Annotated in this window: 15 protein-coding genes and 2 pseudogenes; 7 read left to right on the forward strand and 10 right to left on the reverse strand. The window is 69.7% G+C overall.

Translation table 11 applies throughout. The features are described from left to right. Positions 1-22 precede the first annotated feature (22 nt). From FNH09_RS13925 to FNH09_RS13945, 5 genes are all read right to left on the reverse strand, one after another. Positions 23-1,042: an NADPH:quinone reductase gene (locus tag FNH09_RS13925; RefSeq protein ID WP_152887658.1), complete on the reverse strand. Its 1,020-nt coding sequence runs from the start codon at positions 1,040-1,042 to the stop codon at positions 23-25. A 93-nt stretch (positions 1,043-1,135) separates the two neighbouring features. Further along, positions 1,136-2,029, reverse strand: a complete 894-nt coding sequence (locus FNH09_RS13930; protein WP_152887660.1) for an aldo/keto reductase — start codon at positions 2,027-2,029, stop codon at positions 1,136-1,138. Further along, positions 2,026-2,583, reverse strand: a complete 558-nt coding sequence (locus tag FNH09_RS13935) for a TetR family transcriptional regulator (RefSeq protein WP_162468554.1) — start codon at positions 2,581-2,583, stop codon at positions 2,026-2,028. The genes FNH09_RS13930 and FNH09_RS13935 overlap by 4 nt, the downstream gene beginning before the upstream one ends. 370 nt (positions 2,584-2,953) lie before the next feature. Then, positions 2,954-3,604 (reverse strand): GNAT family N-acetyltransferase, encoded by a 651-nt coding sequence (locus FNH09_RS13940; protein WP_152887664.1) that lies wholly within the window; start codon positions 3,602-3,604, stop codon positions 2,954-2,956. Between the two features lie 142 nt (positions 3,605-3,746). After that, entirely contained in the window at positions 3,747-4,355 is a 609-nt protein-coding gene (locus tag FNH09_RS13945) for a superoxide dismutase (protein WP_152887666.1), read from the reverse strand. A gap of 350 nt (positions 4,356-4,705) precedes the next feature. On the opposite strand from FNH09_RS13945, the gene FNH09_RS13950 reads away from it, so the two are divergent. Both FNH09_RS13950 and FNH09_RS13955 read left to right on the forward strand, forming a co-directional pair. Then, entirely contained in the window at positions 4,706-5,287 is a 582-nt protein-coding gene (locus FNH09_RS13950) for a hypothetical protein (protein WP_152887668.1), read from the forward strand. An 81-nt stretch (positions 5,288-5,368) separates the two neighbouring features. Then, positions 5,369-7,264, forward strand: coding sequence for an SMI1/KNR4 family protein (locus FNH09_RS13955; RefSeq protein ID WP_152887670.1), 1,896 nt, complete (start codon positions 5,369-5,371; stop codon positions 7,262-7,264). Between the two features lie 355 nt (positions 7,265-7,619). Here FNH09_RS13955 and FNH09_RS49475 read toward each other — a convergent pair whose 3' ends face one another. The 3 genes and pseudogenes from FNH09_RS49475 to FNH09_RS13970 form a co-directional block, all read right to left on the reverse strand. Then, positions 7,620-10,628, reverse strand: coding sequence for a CHAT domain-containing protein (locus tag FNH09_RS49475; protein ID WP_152887672.1), 3,009 nt, complete (start codon positions 10,626-10,628; stop codon positions 7,620-7,622). Positions 10,629-10,913: 285 nt separating this feature from the next. Next, positions 10,914-11,087 (reverse strand): annotated as a pseudogene (locus FNH09_RS13965) (IS1380 family transposase); the annotation flags it as partial. Positions 11,088-11,211: 124 nt separating this feature from the next. Further along, positions 11,212-15,837 (reverse strand): glycosyl hydrolase family 18 protein, encoded by a 4,626-nt coding sequence (locus FNH09_RS13970; RefSeq protein WP_162468555.1) that lies wholly within the window; start codon positions 15,835-15,837, stop codon positions 11,212-11,214. Here FNH09_RS13970 and FNH09_RS47065 point away from each other — a divergent pair. Next, positions 15,836-16,006 (forward strand): hypothetical protein, encoded by a 171-nt coding sequence (locus FNH09_RS47065; RefSeq protein WP_162468556.1) that lies wholly within the window; start codon positions 15,836-15,838, stop codon positions 16,004-16,006. The genes FNH09_RS13970 and FNH09_RS47065 overlap by 2 nt on opposite strands. Before the next feature lie 192 nt (positions 16,007-16,198). Here FNH09_RS47065 and FNH09_RS13975 read toward each other — a convergent pair. Next, a pseudogene (locus tag FNH09_RS13975) lies at positions 16,199-16,369 on the reverse strand (IS1380 family transposase); the annotation flags it as partial. 534 nt (positions 16,370-16,903) lie between these two features. Here FNH09_RS13975 and FNH09_RS13980 point away from each other — a divergent pair. From FNH09_RS13980 to FNH09_RS13995, 4 genes are all read left to right on the forward strand, one after another. After that, the gene (locus tag FNH09_RS13980) at positions 16,904-18,184 is read left to right on the forward strand and encodes an NtaA/DmoA family FMN-dependent monooxygenase (protein ID WP_338017565.1); all 1,281 of its coding nucleotides are present in this window, start codon (positions 16,904-16,906) and stop codon (positions 18,182-18,184) included. Positions 18,185-18,815: 631 nt separating this feature from the next. Then, on the forward strand, positions 18,816-20,018 hold the full coding sequence (locus tag FNH09_RS13985; protein WP_338017566.1) for an acyl-CoA dehydrogenase family protein: 1,203 nt from the start codon (positions 18,816-18,818) through the stop codon (positions 20,016-20,018). Between the two features lie 51 nt (positions 20,019-20,069). Then, the gene (locus FNH09_RS13990; protein ID WP_152887678.1) at positions 20,070-20,528 is read left to right on the forward strand and encodes an RrF2 family transcriptional regulator; all 459 of its coding nucleotides are present in this window, start codon (positions 20,070-20,072) and stop codon (positions 20,526-20,528) included. A 304-nt stretch (positions 20,529-20,832) separates the two neighbouring features. Beyond that, a complete protein-coding gene (locus FNH09_RS13995; RefSeq protein WP_152887707.1) occupies positions 20,833-21,333 on the forward strand; it encodes an NUDIX hydrolase in 501 nt (166 codons plus the stop codon). Positions 21,334-21,466: 133 nt separating this feature from the next. On the opposite strand, the gene FNH09_RS14000 is transcribed toward FNH09_RS13995, so the two are convergent. After that, positions 21,467-24,241 (reverse strand): fumarate reductase/succinate dehydrogenase flavoprotein subunit, encoded by a 2,775-nt coding sequence (locus FNH09_RS14000; protein ID WP_162468558.1) that lies wholly within the window; start codon positions 24,239-24,241, stop codon positions 21,467-21,469. Positions 24,242-24,247: the final 6 nt, after the last annotated feature.

Genomic DNA, 24,247 nt, shown 5'->3' on the forward strand with positions numbered 1-24,247 from the left:
TCGTGTGGTGGCCGACTGGACGTCAGACCGGGATGTCCACCAAGACCTTGCCGACCGCGCGGCTCTCGACCGTTCGATGCGCGTCGGCGGTGCGGTCGAGGGGGAAGCGGATCAGCGGCAGTCCGTGCTCCTCGCCGACCGGCAGCGCGCCGTCGCGCACTGCGGCGGCGACGTCCTGGGCGGCCGCGGCGCGTGCCTCCGGACCGGCCAGGAAGAGGATCAGGAACTGGAAACGTGCGTTGAGCACCATGTTCTGAAGTACGTTCAGTTCGACCGGTAGGTCACCGTCGTTGGCGTACGTGGAGATCGTGCCGCGGGTTCGCAGGACGGCAAGGTCCAGGGCGAGGTTCGCGCCGAGCGCCACCTCGGCAATGATGTCGACGCCGTCCGGGGTGATCTTGCGGATGTCCGCGGCCGGGTCGCCCTCGCGATAGTTGATCACATGGTGGGCTCCGGCGGCGGTGGCCAGGCGGGCCTTCTCCGGGCTGCTGACCGTGCTGATCACGGTGGCGCCGGCCCATCGGGCGAGCTGGATCACCGCGTGTCCGACCGCTCCGGCCCCGCCCGCGGCGAGCACCACCTTCCCGTCGAGCGCCCCGGGCCGCAGCCGACGCGGCCCGTCCTCGGCGACGGTGAGCGCGCGGTGCGCGGTCAGCGCGGGGACGCCCAGCGAGGCGCCGATGTCGAAGCCGGCCTCGTCGGGCAGCGGCACGGCCTGCGCGGCGGGCACGACGGTGAACTCGGCGGCGGTGCCGGTAGGCCGCCCGGCGGCGGCCATGAACAGCCAGACGCGCTGACCGACCCTGGTCTGGTCGACACCCTCACCGACGGCGTCGATCGTGCCGGCGCCGTCGAGGTGCGGGGTGACCTCCAGGAAATGCTTGGGATGGCCGGCGCCCGAGCGCGCCTGCCAGTCGGTGGGGTTGACGCCGGACACGGCGACCCGTACGCGAACCTCGCCGGGGCCGGGCTCGGGCAGGTCACGGTCGACGAACCGGAGAACGTCGGGGGTGCCGTTGTCGCGGTAGATGATGGCCTTCATGATCCGTCCTCGATGTCGGATAGAGCGGGGTTTCCGGGCGTGGTCTGACGGGTGGTCAGGTATGTGCCGGGGACGTGGCCGCGCTGGGTCCGGTCAGCCGATGGCGACGTCGTTGGAACGGGACTCGATGCCATCGAGGCGGGCGAGGGTCTCGGCGTCGAGAGTGATCCCGCTGACCGCGATGTTGGCTTCCAGGTGGGCGGTGTTTGCGGTGCCGGGGATGAGCAGGACGTTCGGGGCATGGTGCAGCAGCCAGGCGAGACCGACCTGGGAGGGTGTGACGCCCAGGGACTCGGCCACGGCGTGGACCGTCGGCTCGTCGGTTGCTTTGGGCAGGTTGGGGAAGGCCCCGCCGAGCGGGAAGAAGGGCACCCAGGCGATGTCCTCGGCCGCGCACAGCTGCAGCATGTCCTCGTCGTCGCGGGAAACGAGACTGTAGGCGTTCTGGACGCAGACGACGTCGGCGGGCAGGGCGCGGCGCAGGCCGTCGAGGGTGACGCTGCTCAGGCCGATCGCGGCGATCTTGCCCTCGTCGCGCAGGGCGGTCATCACCGCGAGCTGGTCGTCGAGGTCGACGACCTGGTCCCCCTCGGGGCGCAGCCCGGGGCCGGTGTCCAGGCGCCGCAGGTTGACGACCGCGAGCCGGTCGACGCCCAGGCTGCGCAGGTTGTTCTCGACGCTGGCGCGCAGCTGCTCGGGCCGCTGGGCCAGACGCAGCGGCAGGTGCCCGCCGGGGTTGGGGTCAGCTCCCACTTTCGTGACGACCAGGACGTCGTCCTCGGGGTGCAGTACCTCGCGGATCACGTCGTTGACGAATCCGAAGCCGTAGAACTCGGCAGTGTCCACGTGGTCTACGCCGAGCTCGACCGCGCGGCGCAGCAGCGCGACAGCCTCGTCGCGACGGTCGTGCAGGCGCTCGAGCTGCATGGCGCCGTAGCCGATCCGGGAAACGGTGCGGTCGGCTAACGCAGCGGTCTGGGTGGTCATGACGCTGTCTCCTCGGTCGGTGTTCGCAAGGCGGCGTACAGCAGTTCGGCCTGGTAGAGCGCCATGACCCGGTGGGCGATCGGGGCGGCGCGCTCCCGGGCCGGGGCCGGCTCGTGGTGCTTGACCTTGATGAGCCAGGCCGTGACGCAGTCGTGCAGCATCGCGCGCATCCGGTCGGTCGTGTCGACGACGATGTCGCGGATGTCCGGGTCGGTGGTCGCCTCGCCCCAGGTCTGCACGCCGACCCGAGCCTCGGCGGGGTCGATCGCGGCGGTCAGACGGGCGAGCAGTTCGTCGGGGTCGGGCGGGGCGTCGAGCGCGGCGTACTCGCGGAGGACGTCGGCACGCTTGGCGAGCACCTCGCAGGCGGCAGCCCGGACCAGGTCGGCCTTGTTGCGGTAGTGCGAGTAGATCGAGCCGGTCGAGAGGCCGGACTCGGCGCTGATGTCGGCGATCGAGGTCCGCTCCAGGCCGTTACGGCTGAAGCAGCGGACGGCGGCGTCGGCGATCTGCGTACGCCGGAGTTCCTTGCGCGCGTCGGTCAGCCGAGGCACCACACCTCCCACAAAAAGAATCGCGGCTCCTTTTGTGAGGGATGCTAACAGGATCATTGTTCTGTTTGTGGTGGGATCTGCGGCCCGTTGCCGAGACCATCACGCCGGCACCCGAGCTCGGACCGGGGAGTCCGCCCGGGCTGGGTGAGCCTCCCGGGGGCGGTTGCACGGTGACTCGGCCAGGGCGCCGGTATGGTCTGGCATGACCTACGTGATCACCGCCGCCCACCCTGACGACGCTTCCGGATGAGCGCCGGGTCAGCCGTTCCCCAGCGGCTGGGCCGCTCCTCGGCCAGTCTGGGCTCGCAGGCGCTCGGCCCGGTCTTCTTTGTCGACGATGCGCCGCAGGCTCCGACCGTATCGGGCGGCCTCAGCTTCGTACGGCGCCGGTCAGCGGGGCCAGTACGTGCCATCCTGCCGTCTCATAGAGGGCCCGGCCCTGCGGGGTCGCGACCAGCACGCCTGCCGTGGCTCCTTGTCCGGCTGCGATGTCGGCGAGTGTGCGCATCACCAGCCGTCCCAGACCCCGGCGTTGATGTGCGGGGTCGGTTTCGACCTGATCGACGACGAAGCCGAAGCCGGTGACGGCGACTTGACCGCGCGCGGCGAAAGCGCCGTCGGCGGTGCGGATCAGGGTGCGGGCCACGCCGGCCCGGTTCCAGGTGTCCAGTCGGTAGCCGTCGGGGGTCGCTGGTGGGGCCTCGGCATGGGTGGCGTTCGGTGGAGCGGACATGAGGAAGCCGGGTCCGCCGGCCAGGCTCCAGCCGGGCCCCAGCCAGCGTTCGAGTGTTTCCGGCGGTGTGGGAGTTTTCAGCCATACGCCGGGTGCTGTGGTGTTCTCGGTGATCTCGCGGACGGCTGTTTCGTCGGCGGCTGACAGTACGTGTCGCACGACGTGCCCGGGGAGGCCGACGTCGACGGTGAAGCCCCATGGAGTGGGGACGGGATCGGCCGTGCCCCGCGAGACGGTCCAGCCTTGGATCCAGGCTCGTATGGCCTCGGCCGTGTCGAAGAAAGGCAAAACGCCTCCCGGTGCAGGTGACGGCTGTCTGGGATGTGCATCCACGGTGTGTGAAGATCGCCGGTCGTTGCCTGGTGATCGACGTCGTGGATGGGCCGGGAGCCGCTGGGGCGTCCCGGCCGGTGGCGGTACGTGCTGTCGGTCAGGTGCCGACTGCCTTGGTGAACCGGGTGATGACGTCTTCCCAGTTGACCAGGTCCCAGAGCTTGTCGACGTAGTCGGGGCGGACGTTCTTGTACTGGAGGTAGTAGGCGTGCTCCCAGGCGTCGAAGACCAGCAGCGGGGTGCTGCCCTGGCCGACGTTGCCGTGGTGGTCGTAGACCTGCTCGACGATCAGGCGCTTGCCGAGGGGTTCCCAGGCGAGCACGCCCCAGCCGGAGCCCTGGACGGAGGCGGTCGCGACTGTCAGCTGCTTCTTGAACTGCTCGAAGCCGCCGAAGTGTTCGTCGATGGCGTCGGCGAGAGGGCCGTCGGGGCGGTCGCCGCCGTCGGGGGAGAGGTTTTGCCAGAAGATCGAGTGCAGGACGTGGCCGGAGAGGTTGAAGGCATAGGTCTTCTCCAGCCCGACCAGTGTGGTGGGCGTGATCCGGTCCTTGTCACGGATCTCGGCGAGCTGTTCGAGGGTGTCGTTGGCTGCCTTGACATAGGCGGCGTGGTGCTTGGCGTGGTGCAGTTCCAGGATCTGCCCGGTGATGGCCGGCTCCAGCGCGGCGTAGTCGTAGGGCAGGTCGGGAAGCGCGTAGGTGCCCATCAGGCACGTCCCCTTTCCGGGTGAGTGGTCGTCCGGGGACACCTTATGCCTTTATTGCGAATGACTTGCAACAGCGATTAGTATGCATCAACATGATTGGTGGCGGGGTCGGCCCGTCAGTCTTCGGTGCCCGAGCGCCTTCCGTCCGTCGGCGTGTCCTTCCCGGAGAGTGATCGTCTTCTCACCCGGCGTCCGCCGGTTTTGGCCGGCCCCGCCGTGGCGTGACGGCTGCGAGATGGATGCCGGCCGGATCGCACCGGCGGCGGCTTTGCCCGCTTCACCGAAGCCCAAGGCCAGGGCGGCGGGACACACTTGTTCCTGGAGATCCAGGCTCGCGGCTATCACGGCACATGGCTCTCAGCTCGCGTCCCTGGTTTGAGAGGCTGAATGCCACAGCCGACCAAGTGAGAGAGAAGCGTGTGGAGTCGTCCGATGATCTGACGCTGTGGACTGCATACGTCGAGGCCCATCGAGAGATGCAGCGGCAGCGCTTCGAGTTCTACAAACGGTCGCAGGACGCCACAACCGTGCTGCGCAAGGCGCTTGCAGAGCACCACACTGAGAACGAACACGCAGCCCTGACCTACGCGAAAGACTTCGTCGCCGACGTTGCCCTTCTGCCGGTCCTGGTGGAGATGGCAATGACCGTCCGCTACCTACCAGACGCGCGACATGCCATCGCAAATATTCCACGGCCCCAGCTGATTGCTGCCCTCGAGGCACTCTTCAACACGAAGCTCCAGGCGTTGCAGGACACCGACGACGACTACTACGCCAGGTGGGCGGAGCTCCTCGTCCACCTACAGGCCTGGCCCATGCTCGCCCGCCTCGCCGAACGTGCTCGTACCAGCGGCAACCCTGATGTGCAGGAGATAGCCACGTGGATTACCACGGAGTACGGCCCCATGCTCGCCCTGGAGGGATGGACGTAACCTCCGCGGCGGGAGACCTGGAACCACCGCCAAGGTCGGCGGGCAGGGTGGGGTGTCGGTGGTGGGTGACAGTATCCGGTCATGAGCGGCGAACCCTTCAACTGGGATGATTTTTTGCGGCGTTGGCAGGCGGAGTGGGTGCCGCGTGCGGGCGAGGACGCGGACGACGGGCAGAACGCGGTATGCCTGGGCGCCCCGGGGGCGGACGCAGCGGCGATTGCTGAGGCGGAGCAGCGGCTGGGGCGGCGGCTGCCGCCTTCGTACCGCGAGTTCCTGGCGGTGAGCGACGGCTGGCACGTGGACCAGACGGCCGGGGTCTATCAGCTCGGCGGCGCCGCGGACATCGACTGGTTCCGGGATCCGTACGGCATGACCGCGATGTACCAGGAGGGCCTGGGCGACGATCCGCGGGAGGAGGATGTCCGGCTGGCGGGGATGTGGGAGCGGGCGCTGCGGCTGGAGACGGACTCCGACATGTCGTATGCCCTGCTCGACCCGGGCGACTGCGACGAGGACGGGGAGTGGGCGCTGTATGTGTACAAGGGCTGGAGCGGGGAGTTCCCGGACCGGTACCCGTCGTTTCGCGCCTACATGGAAGCCATGTACCGCAGTTTCCACGGGGACCGGGTGGAGCGGCCCGACTTCGTGAACGCGACCACCCGCGCCCAGGACGCCCATGTGGAGCGCGCTCGTGTGCTGGCCCTGCGCGGACGCTACGAACAGGCCTTGCCCCTGCTGGAGGAGGCGCGGTCCTTCGGGCGGCCGCGCAGTGCCGTCCTGCTGGACCAGCTCCGCAATTGGCTGGATCCGCGCAGGCCCCGGGACTACGGCCGGCTGGCGGCCGACCCCTGCTACCTTGCCGAGATCCTGCCTGTACAGGCACTGGAGCGGGCGGGGGAGAACCGGCGGCCCGGGGACGAGGACGGCCGATGGCTGACGATGATGGCCGCCCGCGGGGTGGACCGCAAAACGGCTGAGGACACGTTGGGCGCGATACGGGAGGGCGTCCACCGCTACGCGCCCCCCGGGCCGTGGGGGCGGGCGGTCGCCGAGGCCCGGGAACTGGCCCGTTGGGGGTCGACGGACGCCGCGTGGCGGGTGCTGCGCGACGCGCTCCCGCGGTGGCAGGCGCCCGGTCCTTTGCTGATCGCGCCGGTGGGCCTGCTCGCCGACCCGTTCCTGGGAGCGCTGGTCACACCGGAGCGCGGACGAGAGGTCCTCGCGACGCCGCGCGCCGGGCAGACGGGCCGCACGCCCGAGCCGGTGCCCGATCTCGACCCGCCCGGCCTTGCCTGGCTGACCGAGCCGACGGCGAACGGGCAGCGCCGCGACGGCTACTGCTGCGTCTGGGCCGAAGGAGTCGATCCCGCCCAGCTGCCCGCCCTGATCGGCGAGGAGGATGCGGAACTGGGTCGGCCCGCGGACATGCGCGTCGCTTCCTGGGAGGCGTCCAGGGCCCGTGCGCGGGAAGGCGTTCAGCCCTGGGAGGACCGGGCGTTGGTTGCCGTCGGCCGCACCGCCTCAGGGTGGGCCTTCGCCTTCGACGGCCACCGCAGCCGCCGCCTGGGCGACCGGTTCGTCTCTCCTGCCGCGGTGGCCTCGTCCGCTGGTCGGGCGGTAGTGGTCTGGCGTGACACACGAACGCCGTTCCCTGGCGGCGGCCCGGCCGCGTTCCACCTGTCGGTGGCCGAACACGGCGAGGAGGTCTATGCGTTCACCGTGCGGGGCACCCAGATCGAGCGCTCCGGCGTGATTCCCGAAGTCCTCGACCCCGCACAGTTGTTCCGTCCGGACGAGCCCGAGGGTGACGGCGAGCTGCGCGCCTTGCAGGCCCTGCACACCGAATACGGCCTCTGTCTGCCCCGCTTCGCCCTCACCCAGGGCAGGTTGCACACCTTCACCACCCGGTCGTGGGCCCGGGCACCACGCGCGGGCGAGGCGCTGGTCCACCTTCAATTCGTGCGACACAAGGCGTGAAACCCGATGGGGCCCGCCCCGGTTGAACGGCGGGCCCCAGCGGCGACCGTGGTGCAGCCGGACGGCCGCCGTGCCCTGACAGGGGCGTCTGACGCTGTCTCAGGAACACGCAGGCGCGGCGGAGTCCAGGCGTTCGTCCACGTCGGTAACCCTGCCGTGCACTGCCTTGCGGCACTCCATGTCGCGGCAGTCTCCCTCTGGACACGAACCCGACAGTATGGCCGATCACTTCCGCCGGGCGAGCGCCTCGACCGAGGCGATACCACCCGCCGCGAGCAGTCCGAAAAGCCGGAGAGTCTCCTCGCGGACGACATCGCGCATCTCACCTGTGCAGACCTTTGACGGCGCATGTCGCTCACGGACCCACATGGACGTAGGGCGACCAGTTCAGGATCGCCTGTGGACACTCGGCCCGTACCGCCCGCACTGCGCCGTGCAGGGCCGCCGCCGGATCACGGGTGTTCTGGCACGACAGGTTGTCGTACACGCGGTTGGCGACGGCCGGTGCCTGGGCATCGTTGATCGACCACAGTGTGCCGACGACATGCCGGAAGCCGGCGAGTTGAACGGCGGCGGCCAGCGTGATCGCCTCGTCCGCCAGGACGACACCGCCGCGGGATGTTTCGCAGGCGGACAGGAAAGCGAGTTCCGCGTGAGGGAGCCGGAGGGCCGCGATGTCCCACAGCATCAAGGGGCCGTCGTGCAGCAGGAGCGCGCCGTGCGACGGATGGGAGATGTCCTGCGAGCCGTGACACGCGAAATGCGCCCAGGAGCATTCAGTGAGCGCCCCTGCGACCGCTGATGTGGTCGCGTCGGGGCCGGTGAGAAGCCGGGCGTGCGGGTAGCGCCGCTGCAAGGCCCGGGTTTCGTCCTCGGCGGCGGGCAGATCCGGCAAGCCGGGAGTGGACGGGAGGGACACGATGAGGCCGCGGGTCGGTTCTCCGGCCGGCGGCCCTGGGCGCTGGCCGGTGTGGAGCAGCACGCGCAGAGTCGGGGTGTAGGAGGAGATGACCCGGTCCAGGACGGCGTCCGTGCCGTCTTGGGCGGGGGAGTGGTTCCCTGCGGCGTGCAGCGGGAAAAGAGTGAAGAGGCCGGTGGGGCACCACCACAAGCGGGGCCACCTGCTGCTGGGGCCGACCGGTCGGCTGTAGCCCAACGCGTCCAGCACCGGCTCGGCGACGGCCTTCCACAGCCAGGCCAGCGTGGCCACGACCGTCATGTGCGCCTCCAGCGGCGACGGTTCACCGTTGAGAGCGTGCAGGAAGACGACCGCCTGACCGGCCAGTTCCCGGACATCCAAGTCGAGCGGCACCACCCGCACGCCGGCCTTGGTCAGGACGAGGGCGCAGCAGCCGTACGTGCTCGCGGTGAGCAGCACTACGGGGCCGCGTGTGGCGGCCGCCAGCAGCGTGGCGAAGGACGGTGGCCGTAGGAACCGGTCGTGCCCCGGCAGGGCGCGGATCTCGGTGAGCAGTTCCTCCCTCTGCCGGGCAAGGGCCGACCGCCGTTCGTGTGCCTGCCGGCGCTGTGCCGTGTCCCCGGCGGTCCGGCCCGGCGGGCTGTCGGACAGCCGCTCCAGTTCGTCGAGGACCTGACTGAGCCGGTCGGTGAGTTCCGGGGCCCGGGCGCGCAGTACCTGATGGTCGGTGCGGGTCTCCAGGGCCTGGGCGAGCAGGATGCCCCGGCCCTGTTCGGCGAGCTCCACCGCGCGTTGTTCCTGCCCGGCGCGCACCGCGCAGGCTGTGGCGTCCGCGACCAGGCTCGGGAAGTTCGCGATCAGACGTTCTCGGTCAGGACGTTCCAGGCCACGCCATGCGGTCAGCTCCAGCTGCTCGAGAGCAAGGGCGTAGAACGCCGTCGCTCCGGTGAAGTCCTGTGCCCCGGCGGCGATATCCGCTGCGCCGACGGCCGCCAGCGCACGGGCTTGAGCCGGTGCGGTCGGGACCGCGGAGGCCTCACGCAGGGCTGCAAGAGCCCGCTCGCGGTCGGCTGTCCTTCCTTCGGCGGTGAACCGGTCCCGCAACACGAACCCGAGCGCGGTCAGGGTCTCGGCGCGGTCGGGATCGTCGTCGGCCAGCTGCCTGACGGCCTTCTTCAGCATCGTCGCAGCCTCGGTCAGCAGACGGGGCTTCGCGCAGTGTCTGGCGTAGGCGCTCAGGGACTCGGCAAGGCCTCTGAGCAGGTCCGACCGCCGGTAGCCGGACGCGGCACCGGCCGGCAGGGCCGACCGGCTCGCGTCGACGGCGTCGGCCAGGTCGCGGGCATCGCCGCTGTGCGTGAACCGTGCCCGCAGCACGCCGGCCAGGAGGTACAGGCAGCCCGGCCGGTCGGGATGGCCGTCGGGCACGAGCGGCAGTGTCTGGCGCAACAGGGTGACGGCGGCGTCGTGCCGGTCGTCTTCGGCGGAGGCATGTCCGGTGTGGGTTGCGAGAGCACCAGCCAGATTCACCAGTCGGCTCGGCAGGTCCGGATGTCCGGGCGGGGTGATGCGCACCGCCTCGGTCCGCACGTCGAGCGCTTCCTCGGCCGCGTCGACGACACCGACGTGCCGGTACCGCTCGCTCAGGGCAGTGCCGAGGTTGGTCAGGAAGGCGGCGCGGTGTTCGTGGTCGTCGGGCGCACCGTACGCGGCCTCGCGCAGCGCGTTGACGGCGAGATCGAGCATGTGCAGCTCACCGGTGCGCCGGAACATCCGGATCGCGATGTGACCGAAGCCGGAACATGCCTTGAGTCGGCATGGATCGTCCTCGGGGATCACCTCTGCCGCTCTCACGGTGACCGTCAAGGCTCGGTCCAGATCCTTCTCGTCACCCGTGTACTCGTATCGGCGAGTGAGTACGTTTCCGAGCGTGACAAGCGACTCCGCCCACACCACGTCCTGGCGCGGGTTCGCACGCGCTGCGTACAGACACCATTCGACCGCGTCGTCCAGTAGCCGCTGAACGCCGGTCGTCTCCGCCTCTTTGAGCAGGTTGATGCCCTGCGCGGTGTACCCCGCGAGTGTGCTCTCGGACAGCGTTTCGCCCACCTCGTCGCCGTGCTCCCGAAAGGAGTCGAGCACGACATCGGGCACCTGGTCCGGGGCCGTCTGGCACACCAGTTGATAGAGGAACACGGCCCGCGTCACGTCCTCCCGCGAGCCGTCGTCCTGGAAGCGGTGGAAGTGGAAGGCGGCCAGGAGCACGGCGACGTTGAACGCCCGCGCCGCCGGCGTCCCGGTGAACGGCTCGAACCAGTCGATCGCGTAGAAGAGTTGATGGGCCAGCTTCTCCGCGTCCGCCTCCCGTAGCACCGCAGGATCGCCACTCGTCTGGAACGCGTCGAGCCGCTCTTCCATGGCGAAAGCGAGATCCTGGATGTTCACGAAGCCCCCCGAGCAACCACTGGTAACCGCACTGACGTCATGACCCACTTGTCAGGGTAATGAGACTATTTCGTGAAGATGCGGGTTGGGGGAGAAATGCGCGAACGGCAGCTTGCTGATGGGGACTTTGTGGCTGTGTAGTGGGTCTCTTCGGGGCTGGGTAAGGTTGAGGCCCGGTTGCCGCGTCGGGTGGGCGTGGGGTTCCACTTGCTGGATGGCGTCGGTGGTGGTCATTCCGACGGATTACGACAGCCGCCGGCTCGGCTTGGAGAGCCGGACCAGCCGGCGCACTTCGGTTCGCGCCGTGCGAATCACGGTGAGCGCCTTCGGCCCTGCTGCGGCAAGGACGTCGACGAGCCGCGAGACCGCCGGGTCGGACGCCACCCGGCCGAACACGTGGGGCTCCGCCCACGGCATGGCGACATCGGACAGGCGGTCCCCGCCCAGAGCCGTCGCGAGCCTGGAGAGTGCTTCTTTCCGTGCAGCCAAGAGGACCTTGGACAAGTCCCGTCGTTGCAGGTCGGAAGCACTCTCCGTTTATTTGATCAAGACGTGGAGTGTCAGGCTGGGTGGCCGGGAACGGTCAGCTGGCGTTGCCGATCAGCTTCCAGGGCTCGTGGTCGGCGTCGGCCCCGGTGCCCGGGGCACTGCCCTTCGTCTCCCACTTGGCCTTCCAGACCTTGCCGTTGTACTTGACCGTGGTCTGCTCGATCGGCTGGCTGGCCGGGGAGTAGATCTTGGTCGCGTCCCAGTTCCCGGCACTACAGCCGCCGGCCGGCGGGGTCGCCGTGCCGAGTCCCTTGAGGTTGTCGGTCACCGGCGCGTACGCGGTGCCGCCGATCGACAGGCTCGTGTTCACCGGACCGGTGATCGGGAGGTAGTAGATGATCGGCAGGTCGAGCGACTTCCCGGCCGGGATGATCTGGCAGTAGTCCAGCGTCGTGCTGATCCGGTGGAGCGTCGTACCGGGCGTCAGCTTCCACTGGCCACCTTGGGCGTCGGTCTGCCAGTTGCCGTCCTTGACCAGCCATGACGTCGAGGCCGGAATGTCGAACGACAGCTTCGTGTCCTTGCCGCCGCCGAGCGTGCGCCCGGTGTTGTTGGTGATCCGGACGGTCGGCTGCAACGGCCACAGGTTCGCCGTGGCGGTCGGGTAGTTGACCAGCTCGACGCTCAGGTTGGCGGTCACCGTCGGCGCGACACCACTGCTGCCGGTGCGCAGACTGTTGTCGTAGGCGCCGATATTGCCCAGCTTCTCGTTCAGCCGGGTGGTCAGCGTGTACCCCATTCCGCACGGGGTGTCCGGCTGGACGTCCGCCGGGCAGGAGTAGTCGCCGCCGAGCTCCCACATCATCACGCCGCCCGCACCGGTCGACTTGACCAGATCGGTGACCGCGTCGATGCCCTGCTCGTCCTCGGTCGACAGGAACACCTTCTTCTCGGCGTTCCACAGCCACGACGTCTTCGTGGTGTCGTCCCAGTACCGGGTGTATTGGCCCGTGCGCCGGTCGGTGATGTCGGTCTCCGGCGTCAGCCCGACGCTGCGCGCATAGACCGGCGTGATGTTCTTCTCGAGGTTCTTGGCGTGCCACAGCGGGTTCGTCCCGGAGCCGAGCTCGCTGCCGCTGTTGGTCTCGTCGTGCCAGATGTTGTCGATGCCGAAGGCACCGTCACCACACGGCCGCTTGACGCCCGTACCCGGCTCGCAGCCGCTCGACTTCTGCGACTTGCCCCACAGACCGTTCGTACCGCCGGTGACGTTCTGCCAGCCGCGCGTGTAGTAGGGCACACCGATGTTGACGCGCCCGGCCTGCATGGCGCCGCGCATGTACTTCATCGCCCAACTGGTGTTGAAGTAACCGATCTTCCCGTACTCCGGAGTGGCGTACTGGTCGGTCAGTTCCGGGTCCTTGCCGTCGTCGAACAGCGCCGCGTTCGGACCCACGACGTCGTTCCAGGTGCCGTGGTAGTCGTAGGCCATCAGGTTGGTGAAGTCCTGGTACTTCAGCGCGGTCTGGTTCGCCATCCCGCGGGTCAGGTAGCCGGAGGCCGTCGACGCCGAGGTGAGCAGGTAGTACTTGTTGTCCGCGACCGAAGCCCGGTTCAGCGAGTCCCGCAGTGTCTTCATCAACGCGGCGTACGTCGTGGGCAGACCCTTGCGACGCGGGTTCGACACCGCCCAGTCGGTCGGATTGCCGGTGTCCTCGAGGACCGTGGGGTACTCGAAGTCGATGTCGACACCGTCGAACCCGTAGGTCCGCAGGAAGTCCACGACCGAGCTCGAGAACGTGTCGATCCCGCCCTGGTTGACCGAGCCGTCGGCGTTGGTGGTCATCGCGTAGAAGCCACGGGAACCGGCCCAGCCGCCGACCGAGATCAGCGTCTTCACCCGCGGGTGCAGGCGTTTGTACTTCGTCAGCAGGTTGAAGTGCCCCTTGTAGGGCAGCGAGGGATCCATCTCGGCGCCGACCTCGCCGGGCCACTCCTTCTGGGTGGCGTTCGAGTCGACCTTGATCTTGTTGTTCTCCACCGACGCGAACGCGTAGTTGAGGTGGGTCACCTTCGACCACGGGATGTTCTTCACCAGGTAGTGCGGCGTGCCGTCGGCGCCCGTGCGGCCACCGTTGAAGTAGCCCACGACCCGGTGGCTCCGGCCCTGACCGAGCCATTCCCGGCCGTCACTCTGGTAGACCTTGCAGTACGGCGTCGCTACGCCCGGCGTGGTCGCCAGACCGTCCGGCCGGCAGTCGCCGGACGCATCCGGCCGCGAACCGCCGTCGTCGCCGCCGGGGTGCGACTCCATCGGGTCACCGACACCACCGTTGACACCGAGATCACCGGCACCGCCGTCGCTGCGGCTGCCATCGCCGTAGCTCGGCACCAGCCAGCCCTCGATGTCACCGGCACCACTCGCCACGGCCGCCTTGGCGGCGGTCTTGACGGTCTTGACGGCGGTCTTCGCCGTCGTACCGGAGCGGGTCATGGCGAAGTCCTCGATCCCGTCGCCGTTCAGGTCGGCGAAGGTCCCGTAGGTGCCCTGGAACGGATCGTCGGCGCGGATCACGCCAAGCGACTTCCAGCCGGTGGTGACGCTCCACGGAGCGCCGGTGTTCTGCCAGGCCCGGACCTCACCGGTGGTGTACTCGACCCGGACCGTGTCGGCCTTGCCGTCACCGGTGATGTCGGCGAAGGCGACCTGCGCGCCGCGCGACTCACCGGGAGTGGCGAAACCCGCGACCTTGTCCCAGCCGCCCGGAGTCGGCATTCCCTTGCCCTTGTTCTGCCAGGCGGTCGGGAAGCTCATCCGGTCCAGCGTGATCAGGTCGTCACGGCCGTCACCGTCGAGGTCGGTGAAGTACAGCTCCGGCTCGTAGGTGAGGTTGTTCGCGACGATCGTCGCGCTGTCCCAGCTGATCTTGCCGCCACTGCTGGTGTTCCGCGACATCCGCATCGCCGGGATGCCGGTCGGCGAGTCGACCGGCGGCAGGATCCGGATGTAGTCGTCCTTGCCGTCACCGTCCAGGTCGGCGAAGTAGACCAGCGCCGGGTTGTTCCCGCGGTCGGCCGGGCTGATGTCGCCCAGCGAGACCGCGTCCTTGCGCGGGTCGTCGTTGCGCCAGCCGGTGACCTTGCCGTCCGTACCGACCACCACGTAGTCGGCCTTGCCATCGCCGTTCAGGTCGGGGAAGTCGATCTTCGAGCCGGTCGCGGCGGCATCCCGGATCTTGCCGATCGGCTCCCAGGCGTACGAGCGGCCGCTGATCATGTGCTGCAGGACCGCGATCCGAGCGCCTTCGCCGAAGGCGTCCGCGATCTTCTGGTAGCCGACGTCGGTCGGGTAGATCTCGTCGGTGATGTCCTGCGGGGTGACCGAGCCCAGCTCGACCAGCACCAGCCGCGCGCCGTCCTTGATCCTGGCATAGGCCATCGTGCGGAGCGCGCTGTTGTAGGCGTCGATTCGGGTCTGGTACGTCGGGTTCGTCGACGGCGGCAGGGTCCCGAGCAGGACCGTGGTCGTCGGCGAGGCCCGGTAGATCGCGTCCAGGAAGCTCCGCATCTTCCCGGCCGTCGCCGTACCGTCGGCGCCGCCGGCCAGGTCGGCCGTGCCCGCGACCAGGGTCATCATGTTCGGCCGCAGCGTCTGCAACGCGGGGATCGACTGGGCCTTGATGTCGTCGATTCCCTTGCCGTCGAACCCCATGTGGTCGGGGTCGCCGCGCTTGCCGTTCTTCAGGTCACCGACGAAGTCCGTGCGCTTGAAGATGAAACCGGCCACCGTGCCACCGACCACCGCAATGGCGGTCAGGCCCTTCAGGATGGACTTCAGGTAGTCCCGGAAGCCACCGTCGTCGGTGCTGTGCACACCGGCCGTGATCCCGTCACCGGTCGGCATCACCCGGAGCTCGTCGATCGCCGGGTTGGCGCTGGGCGACGGGCTGGGGTTGGGCGACGGGTCGGTCCCGGCCGCGTTGAGCTGGCCGGACTGGACCGGCCGGTGGTCGGAGTTGCCCTCGGGCCGGACCGTGACCGTCGGCGCCTGGTTGGTGTGGGTGCTGACGAAGTAGTCCAGCTCACCACCGTTCTGGTGGGTCCCCAGACCCGAGCTGTTGATCCGCATGGTCGGAGGGAAGCTGTCCCGGTTGGCGAGGATCCGCGGCTCGACGTTGAAGTCGCCACCGACCGTGGCGTGGTAGGTGACGCCACGCTGGTTCCCGAGGAGCTCGATCTGGTCGTCGATGGCGTCCAGCATCGCCCCGGAGTCACCGCCACCGCCGGACAGGCCGTGCATGGTGAAGTACCACTCGTTGCCGAACCGCGCACCGAGCGCGTTCCGGCCGGCGTCGACCGGGTTGCCGACGACGATCAGCTCGTCGGGCGCCTCGGTCAGGACGAGCGCGTTGTTGACCCGGCCGCCGATCCGGCGCGGGTTGGTCGCGTCGTCGTCGGACTGCAGGAAGTAGACCTCACGGGTCGGGATGGTGTTGCGGTAACCGCTGCCGACGATCCACGTCGAGTGCAGCACGGTGTACTGATGCGTGGCGCCCTGGCTGTCGGTTGTGGTGAAGGTCTGGTTGGGCTGCTGGACGCTGTTCTCAGGCGGCTGCGGGCCGACCTCCTGAAGCATCAGGATCGGCACCTGCAACGCCAGCCGATGGACCGTGTTGGTCCACTTACTGCCGGTGGCTGCCTGGTTATCGGACCCCTGCATGTTCCAGCTGATCAAGGGCGTGGTGGCCGCAGGGAAATCGGTGGCGGCGGCCGGAACGACAAGTGCCGCTGCCAGTCCGGCCATCACCACTACTGCGGAGAGTAATCGGCGGAACAAGAATTTTCCCCGTTTCTCGCATCCAACAGATCCGGAACAACCGAACCGTTGAAAACTAGTTGGTTTCTCACCTATAAGCCTCGATCGATCATGAGGCCCCGTCAGCCTACGGGGCCTTTGTGGTGAGTCTTGATGGTGATTTCGGACTTTGGGCAGGTTGAGCGCCCGGCTGTCACGTCGGGTGGGCGCCGGGTTCCACGGCTCCGGTGGGCTCGTTCTGCTCGCGGGGATGGGAAGGCGCTGGTCATCCGTGGTTCGGGAGGGCGTGGAGCCGGTCCAGGGCGTCGGTGATCACGTCGGTCCAGGGCCGGCGTCCGGCGAGGCGGAGGATGCGGCGGTGGCCGGTGGTGACGAGTTGGGCGGCGGCGAAGAAAAGGCGGAGCCGCAGGCGGCGGGGCTGCCTGAGCCGGGCCTCTGCCACTCGGCGCAAGCGTTCCAGGAGTGGCGTGGTCGCCGGACAGCTGCGGGTCCGGCACCTCGCTCGCGCGGAAGGCGGCCTTGCGGCCCTGTGCTCCAGTCGCACATCATGAGGTCGTTGATCAATCGTCGTGCTGCGCGATCCGGCGTGTGGAAGCCGCGGCGGCCACGGCCGTGATCCGCGCAGTGCCGGGTACTTGGGCCAGGGCCGATGGGAGTCAGGGTGGGGGCATCGCAGGCCGGACCGGTCGCGGCTGTGCCGCCGGTCCGGACGATGCGACGGCACATCGACCTGTGCCGGACCCACGCCGCGCTCTGTCGCTGACCCTGCCCTTCGGCGTCCTGCCGACAGCCTTCTGCGTACCTGTGACGCCCGGCCGGGTCTGATCCCGCATATCCGGGTGTTCACCCATCCCTGACAGCGCCCCTCCGGACAGCCCCGGATGTCCGCGTATGCCGCCCCGGGCATGCCGCCCGCATCGACGAGAATGGACGAGCAGTGAGCGCGAAGCAGCCCAGAACACTCAAGACCGTGACCGGAGCCGGTGGCGTGTCCGAGACGTACGACCTGGCGATCGACCCGACCCGATCCACTCTGGACACTGCCGTGCGGGTGGCGAAGCTCGCCGAGGCAGCCCGGTTCGACGCCCTGTTCACCGCCGATCTGCTCAGGTTCGACGCTCAGGGGGCGATCGGCTCGCAGGAGCCGCTGGTCTTCGTCTCGGCGCTGAGCCAGGTGACCTCGCGCATCGGTCTGATCGCGACGGTGTCGAGCACCTTCCATCACCCGTTCAACCTGGCCCGGCTCTTCGGCACCCTCGATCACGTCAGCAACGGGCGGGCCGCCTGGAACCTGGTGACCTCCTCGGTCGGCGAGGAGAACTTCGGCGCCGGCGAACTGCCCAGCCCCGAGGAACGTTACGCGCGCGCCGCGGAGACACTCGACGTGGTCAACGCACTGTGGGACAGCTGGGAACCCGGCGCCCTGACGGTCGGTGCGGACGGCAAGGCGGTGCTGCACCGCGACCGGGTGCATCCGATCCACCACTCCGGCCGGTTCTTCAGCGTGACGGGTCCGCTGAACATCCCGCCGCTGGCGCAACGACGCCCGGTCCAGATACAGGCCGGTCAGTCCGCGGCGGGGACCGCGCTGGGCGCCCGCTACGCGGAGATCGTGTTCACGTCGCTGCCCACCCTCGACCACGCGCTGGACTTCACCCGGAAGATCCGCGACCAGGCCCGGACCCTGGGACGGGGCGACGGACTGCCGCTCATCTTCAGCTCGCTCCACGCCACGTACGGCGCCACCGAAGCGGAGGCGAAGCGGCTCGTACGCGAGAGGCGGGAGTCGATCGACTTCGAACGCGGCCGTGCCCAGCTGGCCGACATGCTCGGCGGCGGAGTCGACCTGTCGGAGCTCCCGCTCGACGCGGCGCTGCCGGAGAGCCTGCTGCCCGACGTGGCGGCGGTGAACCGCCGCCGCGGCAGGGTCGACATCTTCACCGGCTACGCGCGGCAGGGCCATACCCTGCGGGAGCTCATCATCGCGGCGCAGGACACCGGGCACTGGGCCGCCGCCGGGACGCCGGAGCAACTCGCCGACGCCGTCGAGGAACGATTCCGCGCAGGCGTTCTGGACGTGATCTCGCTGGGCGGTCTCGGAGACCCACGCGAGCACGACTTCGTGGTCAACGGCCTTCTGCACGAGTTGCGCAGGCGAAAGATCGTCGCCGCCGACTACACCGGCACCACGCTCCGCGAGAACCTCGGACTCGAACTGCCCGCCCGCGATGCCGCACCCCTTCGGGTCTGAACAGAGCCGAGAGCCGACACGCGCCCGCGACCGGCCAGGTCCCGGGCGCGCATCGCGGCTGCGTGCATCCCCAACTACGTGGCACAGCTGGTTCGTTGAAGCCGCGGCATCGGTCCCGCGACGGTGGACTTCCAGGCGGCGGTCGCCTGCGAACAGGGCCTAGGCCGAGGAGACCGACGTGGACGGCTTCAACCTCGTCTGCGCCACTGCCTCGGGCACCTACGTCGACCTCGTCGTTCCGGAACTGCGCGACCGCGGCAGGCTCTTGGAGCCTTCCGGCGACGCCATGCTCGGTGCACGCCTCCACGGCGCGGCGGCAGGGCCCGGGTCAGTGACGGCCACTCGGTTGCCGGCCAGCGGGAACTCGCCATCCGGGAGCGTGAATCAGCCGGAACGCGACAGCTTTCATAGTTTTCCTATCGGATTACTAGGGAAACTGTTGACGGTGGTCGAAGAGGAGGGTGAGGATGATGAAGCCGACGCATCGCTGCACCCCCACGCCGCCTCGCCGGGCACCGCGTCGTCCTCGGCCCCCCGCCCTGAAGGAAGACGCCATGACCACAGCACCGAGCTGCAGCGACAGCCGCAGCCGCATGAAGCGGGCGAGGGCATACCGGTGAAGGCGGACGAGGTGACCGACACGGCAACCGAACAGGCCGACTGGCTGCACATCGCCCGTGAGATCGCGGACGACCTGGCCACGGACGCGGCCGAGCGTGAACAGGCCGCCAAGGCACCGCTCGACGAGGTGGCGCGGTTGCGCGAGTCGGGACTGCTGACCCTGTCGGCGCCGGCCGATCTCGGGGGAGGCGGCGCGGACTGGCGCACGGCTTACGCGGTCATCAGGACTGTCGCCGCGGCCGACGGCGCCATCGGCCACCTGCTGGGCAACCACTACTTCCTGTCCCGCAGCGCCCGGTTCTTCGCCGACCGCGCCCGTGCCGCCCGCATCGATCGGGAGTCGACGGCGGGGCAGTGGTGCTGGGGAGGCGGTATCGCCTCCCATGAACCTCCCCTCATCCTGACCCCCACCTCGGGCGGCTATCTGCTCAACGGCTACCAGAGGTATGCCACCGGAGTCGGGATCGCCGACCGGCTGGTGGTCCGAGCCGCCAGGTACGGCACGGGTGAGCCGTGGGCCGTCCTGGTCGACCCGGCCCGCCCAGGCGTCGTGGGCGGCAGCGGCGGGGACTCCTTCGGCCAGCGACTGGCTGCCGGTGGCGGCGTGGAGTTCGAGTCCGTGCTGGTCGCGGCCGACGACGTGCTCGGCACCCTCTCGCCGGACGAGAGCGTCCTGTCACCTTTCGCCTCTCTGGCCGCGCCGACCGCGCGACTGGTCTCCGTCCAGTTCTGTCTGGGCGTGGCAGAAGGCCTGCTGGCCGAGGTGCGTGAGTGTGGAAGGGGCATGCGGTCCTCCTGGCAGCCTTTCTCGCCTCAGCCCTGGCCGGACAGCCCGCCGCAAGATCCGCACGCGCTGACCGTGTACGGCGAGCTCACGGTCGTCGCACGTGCCGCGTCCGCCCTCGCCGAGCAGGCGGTGGATGCCCTGGTGCACGGCCTCGTACGAGGCGAGGATCTCGACTTCGAGGAGTGCGCGGAGATCGCCGTCCTCGCGAGCGTGGCCGAGTCGGCCGCCTCCCGGGCGGCGCAGGAGATCACCACGCGTGCCCTGGACGTCATCGGCGCCGATGCCGCCTCCGCGCGGCACGGCTTCGACCGGTTCTGGCGCAATGCCCGCACCCACACCCTGCGCGAGCCGGTCGCCCACAGACTGCGCGAGGTGGGCGACTACTTCCTCAACGGCGCGCACCCGCCCTTCGCCCTTCCCGCCTGACCAGGGGCGACCGGTGCGAGGGCTGGCACAACAGTGAGGGATAATGGCGCCATGCGGATCTCGGCGCGGGCGGACTATGCGGTGCGGGCGGCGCTGGAGCTGGCCGCAGCAGGCAGCGAGGCCTCGCTCAAGGCCGAGGCGATCGCCGCGGCGCAGGGCATCCCGCACAAATTCCTGGAGGGCATCCTCGGCGACCTGCGCCGGGGCGGTCTCGTGGTCAGCCAGCGGGGCGGCAACGGCGGCTACCGGCTCGCCCGCCCGGCGGAGTCGATCGCCATCGCCGACGTCATCCGTGTCGCGGACGGCCCCTTGGTCTCGGTGCGCGGAGTGCGCCCACCCGAGCTGTCCTACAGCGGTCCCGCGGAGTCGCTGCTGCCGCTGTGGATCGCCGCACGCGCCAACGTCCGCAAGATCCTCGGCGAGGTCACCCTGGCCCACGTGGCCACGGCCAAGCTGCCCGACGAGGTCCTGAGCCTCGCGGAGGACCCCGAGGCCTGGACGAATCCCTGACCGAGGCCCGGTGAGCGACGCGAGCAGGACACCGAGCCGGCCGGCCTGGATAGTGCGCAGTCGCAGACGCTCGGTTTCCTCTGTCCGGACTGCATCCCCCTCCGATCCAGTGAGACGGTCGATGCGAACCTCTTTGTCGTCATAGTTGTCGGCGGCTCGGGCGGCGCCGGGTGAGGAACGCGCCGCGGGCCTCGACGGCCTGCTGCGGGTGGATCGCTCATCGCGTGCTCGGGTAGGGAAACCCTCCGAATGCCCGGCCGCAGGCATGATCGACAGTGGTGTTCGGCACTGGCAGGCTGGCTCGATGCGGACACCCAGACGAGCAGCCAGAGTCGCGGTCCTGGACCCGGCAGGATCGGTCTTCATGTTCCGGTACGACAACGAGGAGGTCGGCGTTCACTGGGCGATGCCCGGCGGCGGACTGGATCCGGGCGAATCGCCACTGCAGGCCGCTGAGCGCGAGTTGCGCGAGGAGACCGGATGGACCGACGTGGAGATCGACGGCACCCTGCTGTGCCTGTGGGAACACGACTTCACCAGGGCTGGAGTGCGGGTTCGCCAGCACGAGCACATCTTCCTCACGCATGGTCCCCGCCGGGATCCAGCCGGCGACCTTGTTGCCGCGCATGCCGCAGACAGGATTCTGCGGTGGCGATGGTGGTCGCCGGCTGATCTGTCCGGTGGCCGTGAGCCGTTGTGGCCGCCACAGCTGCCCGAGCTGCTCGCTGACGTACGGAAAGTCGGTGCACCGGCGACGCCCGTCGACCTTGGTTTCGTCCGTAACGGGTTCGTCGGCGGGAGCTGATCGGGGTACGGACCTCAGGAGCGGTTCCAGCGGCTGCCCTCGACCGACAGGCAGGGTGAGTCTGAGGCGGTCGAGGGCCCAGGCCTCGCGGTCGTCGGCATGGTCGCCGTATCCCGCTTGCGCCCGTTGATCTTCACAGCGTCCGCGCCGCATAGGCCCTGACGTCCGCGTCCGAGTCCGTCGTCGCGGTGGCCAGGGCGGCTCGGGCGTCCTCGATGGCGCGGTGCCGGGTCAGGGCCAGTACGGCGGCCTTGCGGACGTCGGCGTTGAGGTCGGTGAGGGCCTTGGCGAGGGCCGGGACGGCCAGGTCGGAGGCTGCGGCGGACAGCGCGGTGGCGGCGCCGGCCCGGACCTGCCAGGCCGGGTCCGACAGGGCCGCCTCGGCGCGGGTGGCCAGGGCCGGCGGGCAGCCCGTCGTGCCCAGAGCCTCGTAGGCCGCCCCCCGCACCAGGGCGTCGGGATCGTCGACGAGCGCGGCGAGGGCCGAGCGGGCGATGTCCGAGCCTGTGTCCATGGCGGCGAGGGCCTTGGCGATCGTGACGCGGACCTCGCGGGAGGGCTCGACGGTCGCTGCGCGGGCCACCTCGACGCCGGCGTCGACCGACACCAGCGCGCGGACGGCCGCGATGCGTACGGCGATGTCGCCATCCGACAGGGAGAGCGCGAACAGCTCGGCGTCACCGAGCCGCAGGGCGCGCAGCACGTCCAGTGCGGCGGCACGCACGGCCGGGTCGGCCGCGGACAGGGCGGCGGCGAGGCCGTCGCGCAGGGCCGGTTCCGGTGGCAGTGTCTCGGCCAGTTCGCGCAGTGAGGCGACTGCGGCGGCGCGGACGCCTGCGTCGGGATCGGTGAGCGCCGAAGCCAGTGCCGGTCCCGTGCCTGGCGGCACGGTCTCCGTCAGGACCGTGACGGCCATCCGTCGCACGCCGGCGTCGGGGTCCGTCAAGTAGGCGGCGAGCATGGAGAGATCAGGCTCGTTCTCGGCGAGAGCGAGGAGTTCGAGCAGGCGAGGTGCGGCCTGCGCGTCCGCGCCGGCCCGGGGGTGGTCGGCCGGGTCGGCCGCGGTGGGTTCCTGCCGCAATGCCATCGGCGCCGTTTCCCGGGCCCCTGCCGTCGCCACCTGTTCGGCGTGGACCTCGCCCAGGTGCCGGGAGGGGCCGCCGGCCGGGGTGAAGCCGTCGACCGGGACCAGGTAGGCGGCCACGGGGCGGGCCGTGAACTCCATGGCGCCGGACGGGGACTTGCGCAGATCGAGGTGGTGGAACCAGGACGTGTCGTCACGCCGGGGGTGGTCGATGCGGTCGTGGTAGAGGCCCCAGCGGGACTCGGTGCGGGCCAGGGAGGCGCGTGCGGCCATCTCCGCGCAGTCGCGGATGAAGGTGACCTCGGCGCAGCGCATGAGTTCGTGCGGGCTGCGGGCGCCCATCGCGGCGATGTCGTCCCGCATCCGCTCGAAGGCTTCCAGAGCGAGGGAGAGACGGGTGCCGGACTTCGGCGGGGCGACGTAGTCGTTGACGAAGCGGCGCAACTTGTACTCGACCTGGGGCTGCGGTGGACCGTCCGGGTTGTGCAGCGGGCGGTAGATCAGCTCGTGCGCCTCGCGCAACTGGTCGCCGGGCAACTCGCCTTCGTAGGCCCGGTACCGGGACGCGTCCGCTCCGGCCAGGTCCCCGAAGACGAACGCGCCGATCATGTAGTTGTGCGGTACGCAGGCCAGGTCGCCGGCTGCGTACAGGCGCGGCACGGTCGTACGGGCATGGTCGTCTACGCGTACGCCCGAGGCCGAGTGGCCGCCGCACAGGCCGATTTCCGAGATGTGCATCTCGACGTCGTGGGTGCGGTAGTCATGGCCCCGGCCGGCATGGAAGGTGCCTCGCGTCGGGCGCTCGGTGGAGTGAAGGATGGACTCCAGGGCCGAGATCGACTCCTCCGGCAGGTGGCTCAGCTTCAGATAGACCGGGCCCCGGTCGCCGGCGATCTCGGCTGCGAACTCGGCCATCATCTGGCCGGACCAGTAGTCGGAGTCGACGAAGCGTTCCCCGTGCCGGTTCACCTGGTAGCCGCCGAAGGGGTTGGCGACGTAGGCGCAGGCGGGGCCGTTGTAGTCCTTGATCAGCGGGTTGATCTGGAAGCACTCGATGCCGGTGAGTTCGGCGCCTGCGTGGTAGGCCATGGCGTAGCCGTCGCCCGCGTTGGTGGGGTTCTCGTAGGTGCCGTAGAGGTAGCCGGAGGCGGGCAGTCCGAGCCGGCCGCAAGCGCCGGTCGCCAGGATCACGGCGCCCGCACGGACCACCACGAACGCGCCCGTGCGCGTGTTGAAGCCGACCGCCCCCACCGCCCGCCGGTCCTCACCCTCGCCCGCCGTCAGCACCCGCACCGGCATCACCCGGTTCTCGATGCGGATCCGCTCGCGCATCTCGCGCCGCCGCAGCTGCCGGTACAGGACCTTCTTGACGTCCTTGCCCTCCGGCATCGGCAGCACGTAGGAGCCGGAGCGGTGGACCTGGCGGACCGCGTACGCGCCGTGCTCGTCCTTCTCGAACTTCACGCCGTACGACTCCAGCCGCTGCACCATGGCGAAGCCGCGGATGGCGGTCTGGCGGACGGTGGACTGGTCGACGATGCCGTCGTTGGCGCGGGTGATCTCGGCGACGTAGTCGTCGGGTTCGGCGCGGCCGGGGATGACGGCGTTGTTGACGCCGTCCATGCCCATCGCGAGGGCGCCGGAGTGGCGCACGTGCGCCTTCTCCAGCAGCAGGACGCTCGCGCCGTGCTCGGCGGCGGTCAGGGCCGCCATGGTGCCGGCGGTGCCGCCGCCGATGACGAGGACGTCGCAGGTCAGTTCCTCGGCATCGGTGAGGGCGGGGATCGGGAGGGTCTGGGAGGAGGTGTTCGCGCGAGGGTTCACCGGGGT

This window comes from Streptomyces adustus, from assembly GCF_009377175.1.
Classification (GTDB): domain Bacteria; phylum Actinomycetota; class Actinomycetes; order Streptomycetales; family Streptomycetaceae; genus Streptomyces; species Streptomyces adustus.

Excerpts from the sequence above, each read along its gene's own strand:
- FNH09_RS13925 (WP_152887658.1), bottom strand. The coding sequence starts at position 1,042 with ATGAAGGCCATCATCTACCGCGACAACGGCACCCCCGACGTTCTCCGG.
- FNH09_RS13930 (WP_152887660.1), bottom strand. The coding sequence starts at position 2,029 with ATGACCACCCAGACCGCTGCGTTAGCCGACCGCACCGTTTCCCGGATC.
- FNH09_RS13945 (WP_152887666.1), bottom strand. The coding sequence starts at position 4,355 with ATGGGCACCTACGCGCTTCCCGACCTGCCCTACGACTACGCCGCGCTG.
- FNH09_RS13950 (WP_152887668.1), top strand. The coding sequence starts at position 4,706 with ATGGCTCTCAGCTCGCGTCCCTGGTTTGAGAGGCTGAATGCCACAGCC.
- FNH09_RS13955 (WP_152887670.1), top strand. The coding sequence starts at position 5,369 with ATGAGCGGCGAACCCTTCAACTGGGATGATTTTTTGCGGCGTTGGCAG.
- FNH09_RS47065 (WP_162468556.1), top strand. The coding sequence starts at position 15,836 with ATGTTCCAGCTGATCAAGGGCGTGGTGGCCGCAGGGAAATCGGTGGCG.
- FNH09_RS13970 (WP_162468555.1), bottom strand. The coding sequence starts at position 15,837 with ATGCAGGGGTCCGATAACCAGGCAGCCACCGGCAGTAAGTGGACCAAC.
- FNH09_RS13990 (WP_152887678.1), top strand. The coding sequence starts at position 20,070 with ATGCGGATCTCGGCGCGGGCGGACTATGCGGTGCGGGCGGCGCTGGAG.
- FNH09_RS13995 (WP_152887707.1), top strand. The coding sequence starts at position 20,833 with ATGCGGACACCCAGACGAGCAGCCAGAGTCGCGGTCCTGGACCCGGCA.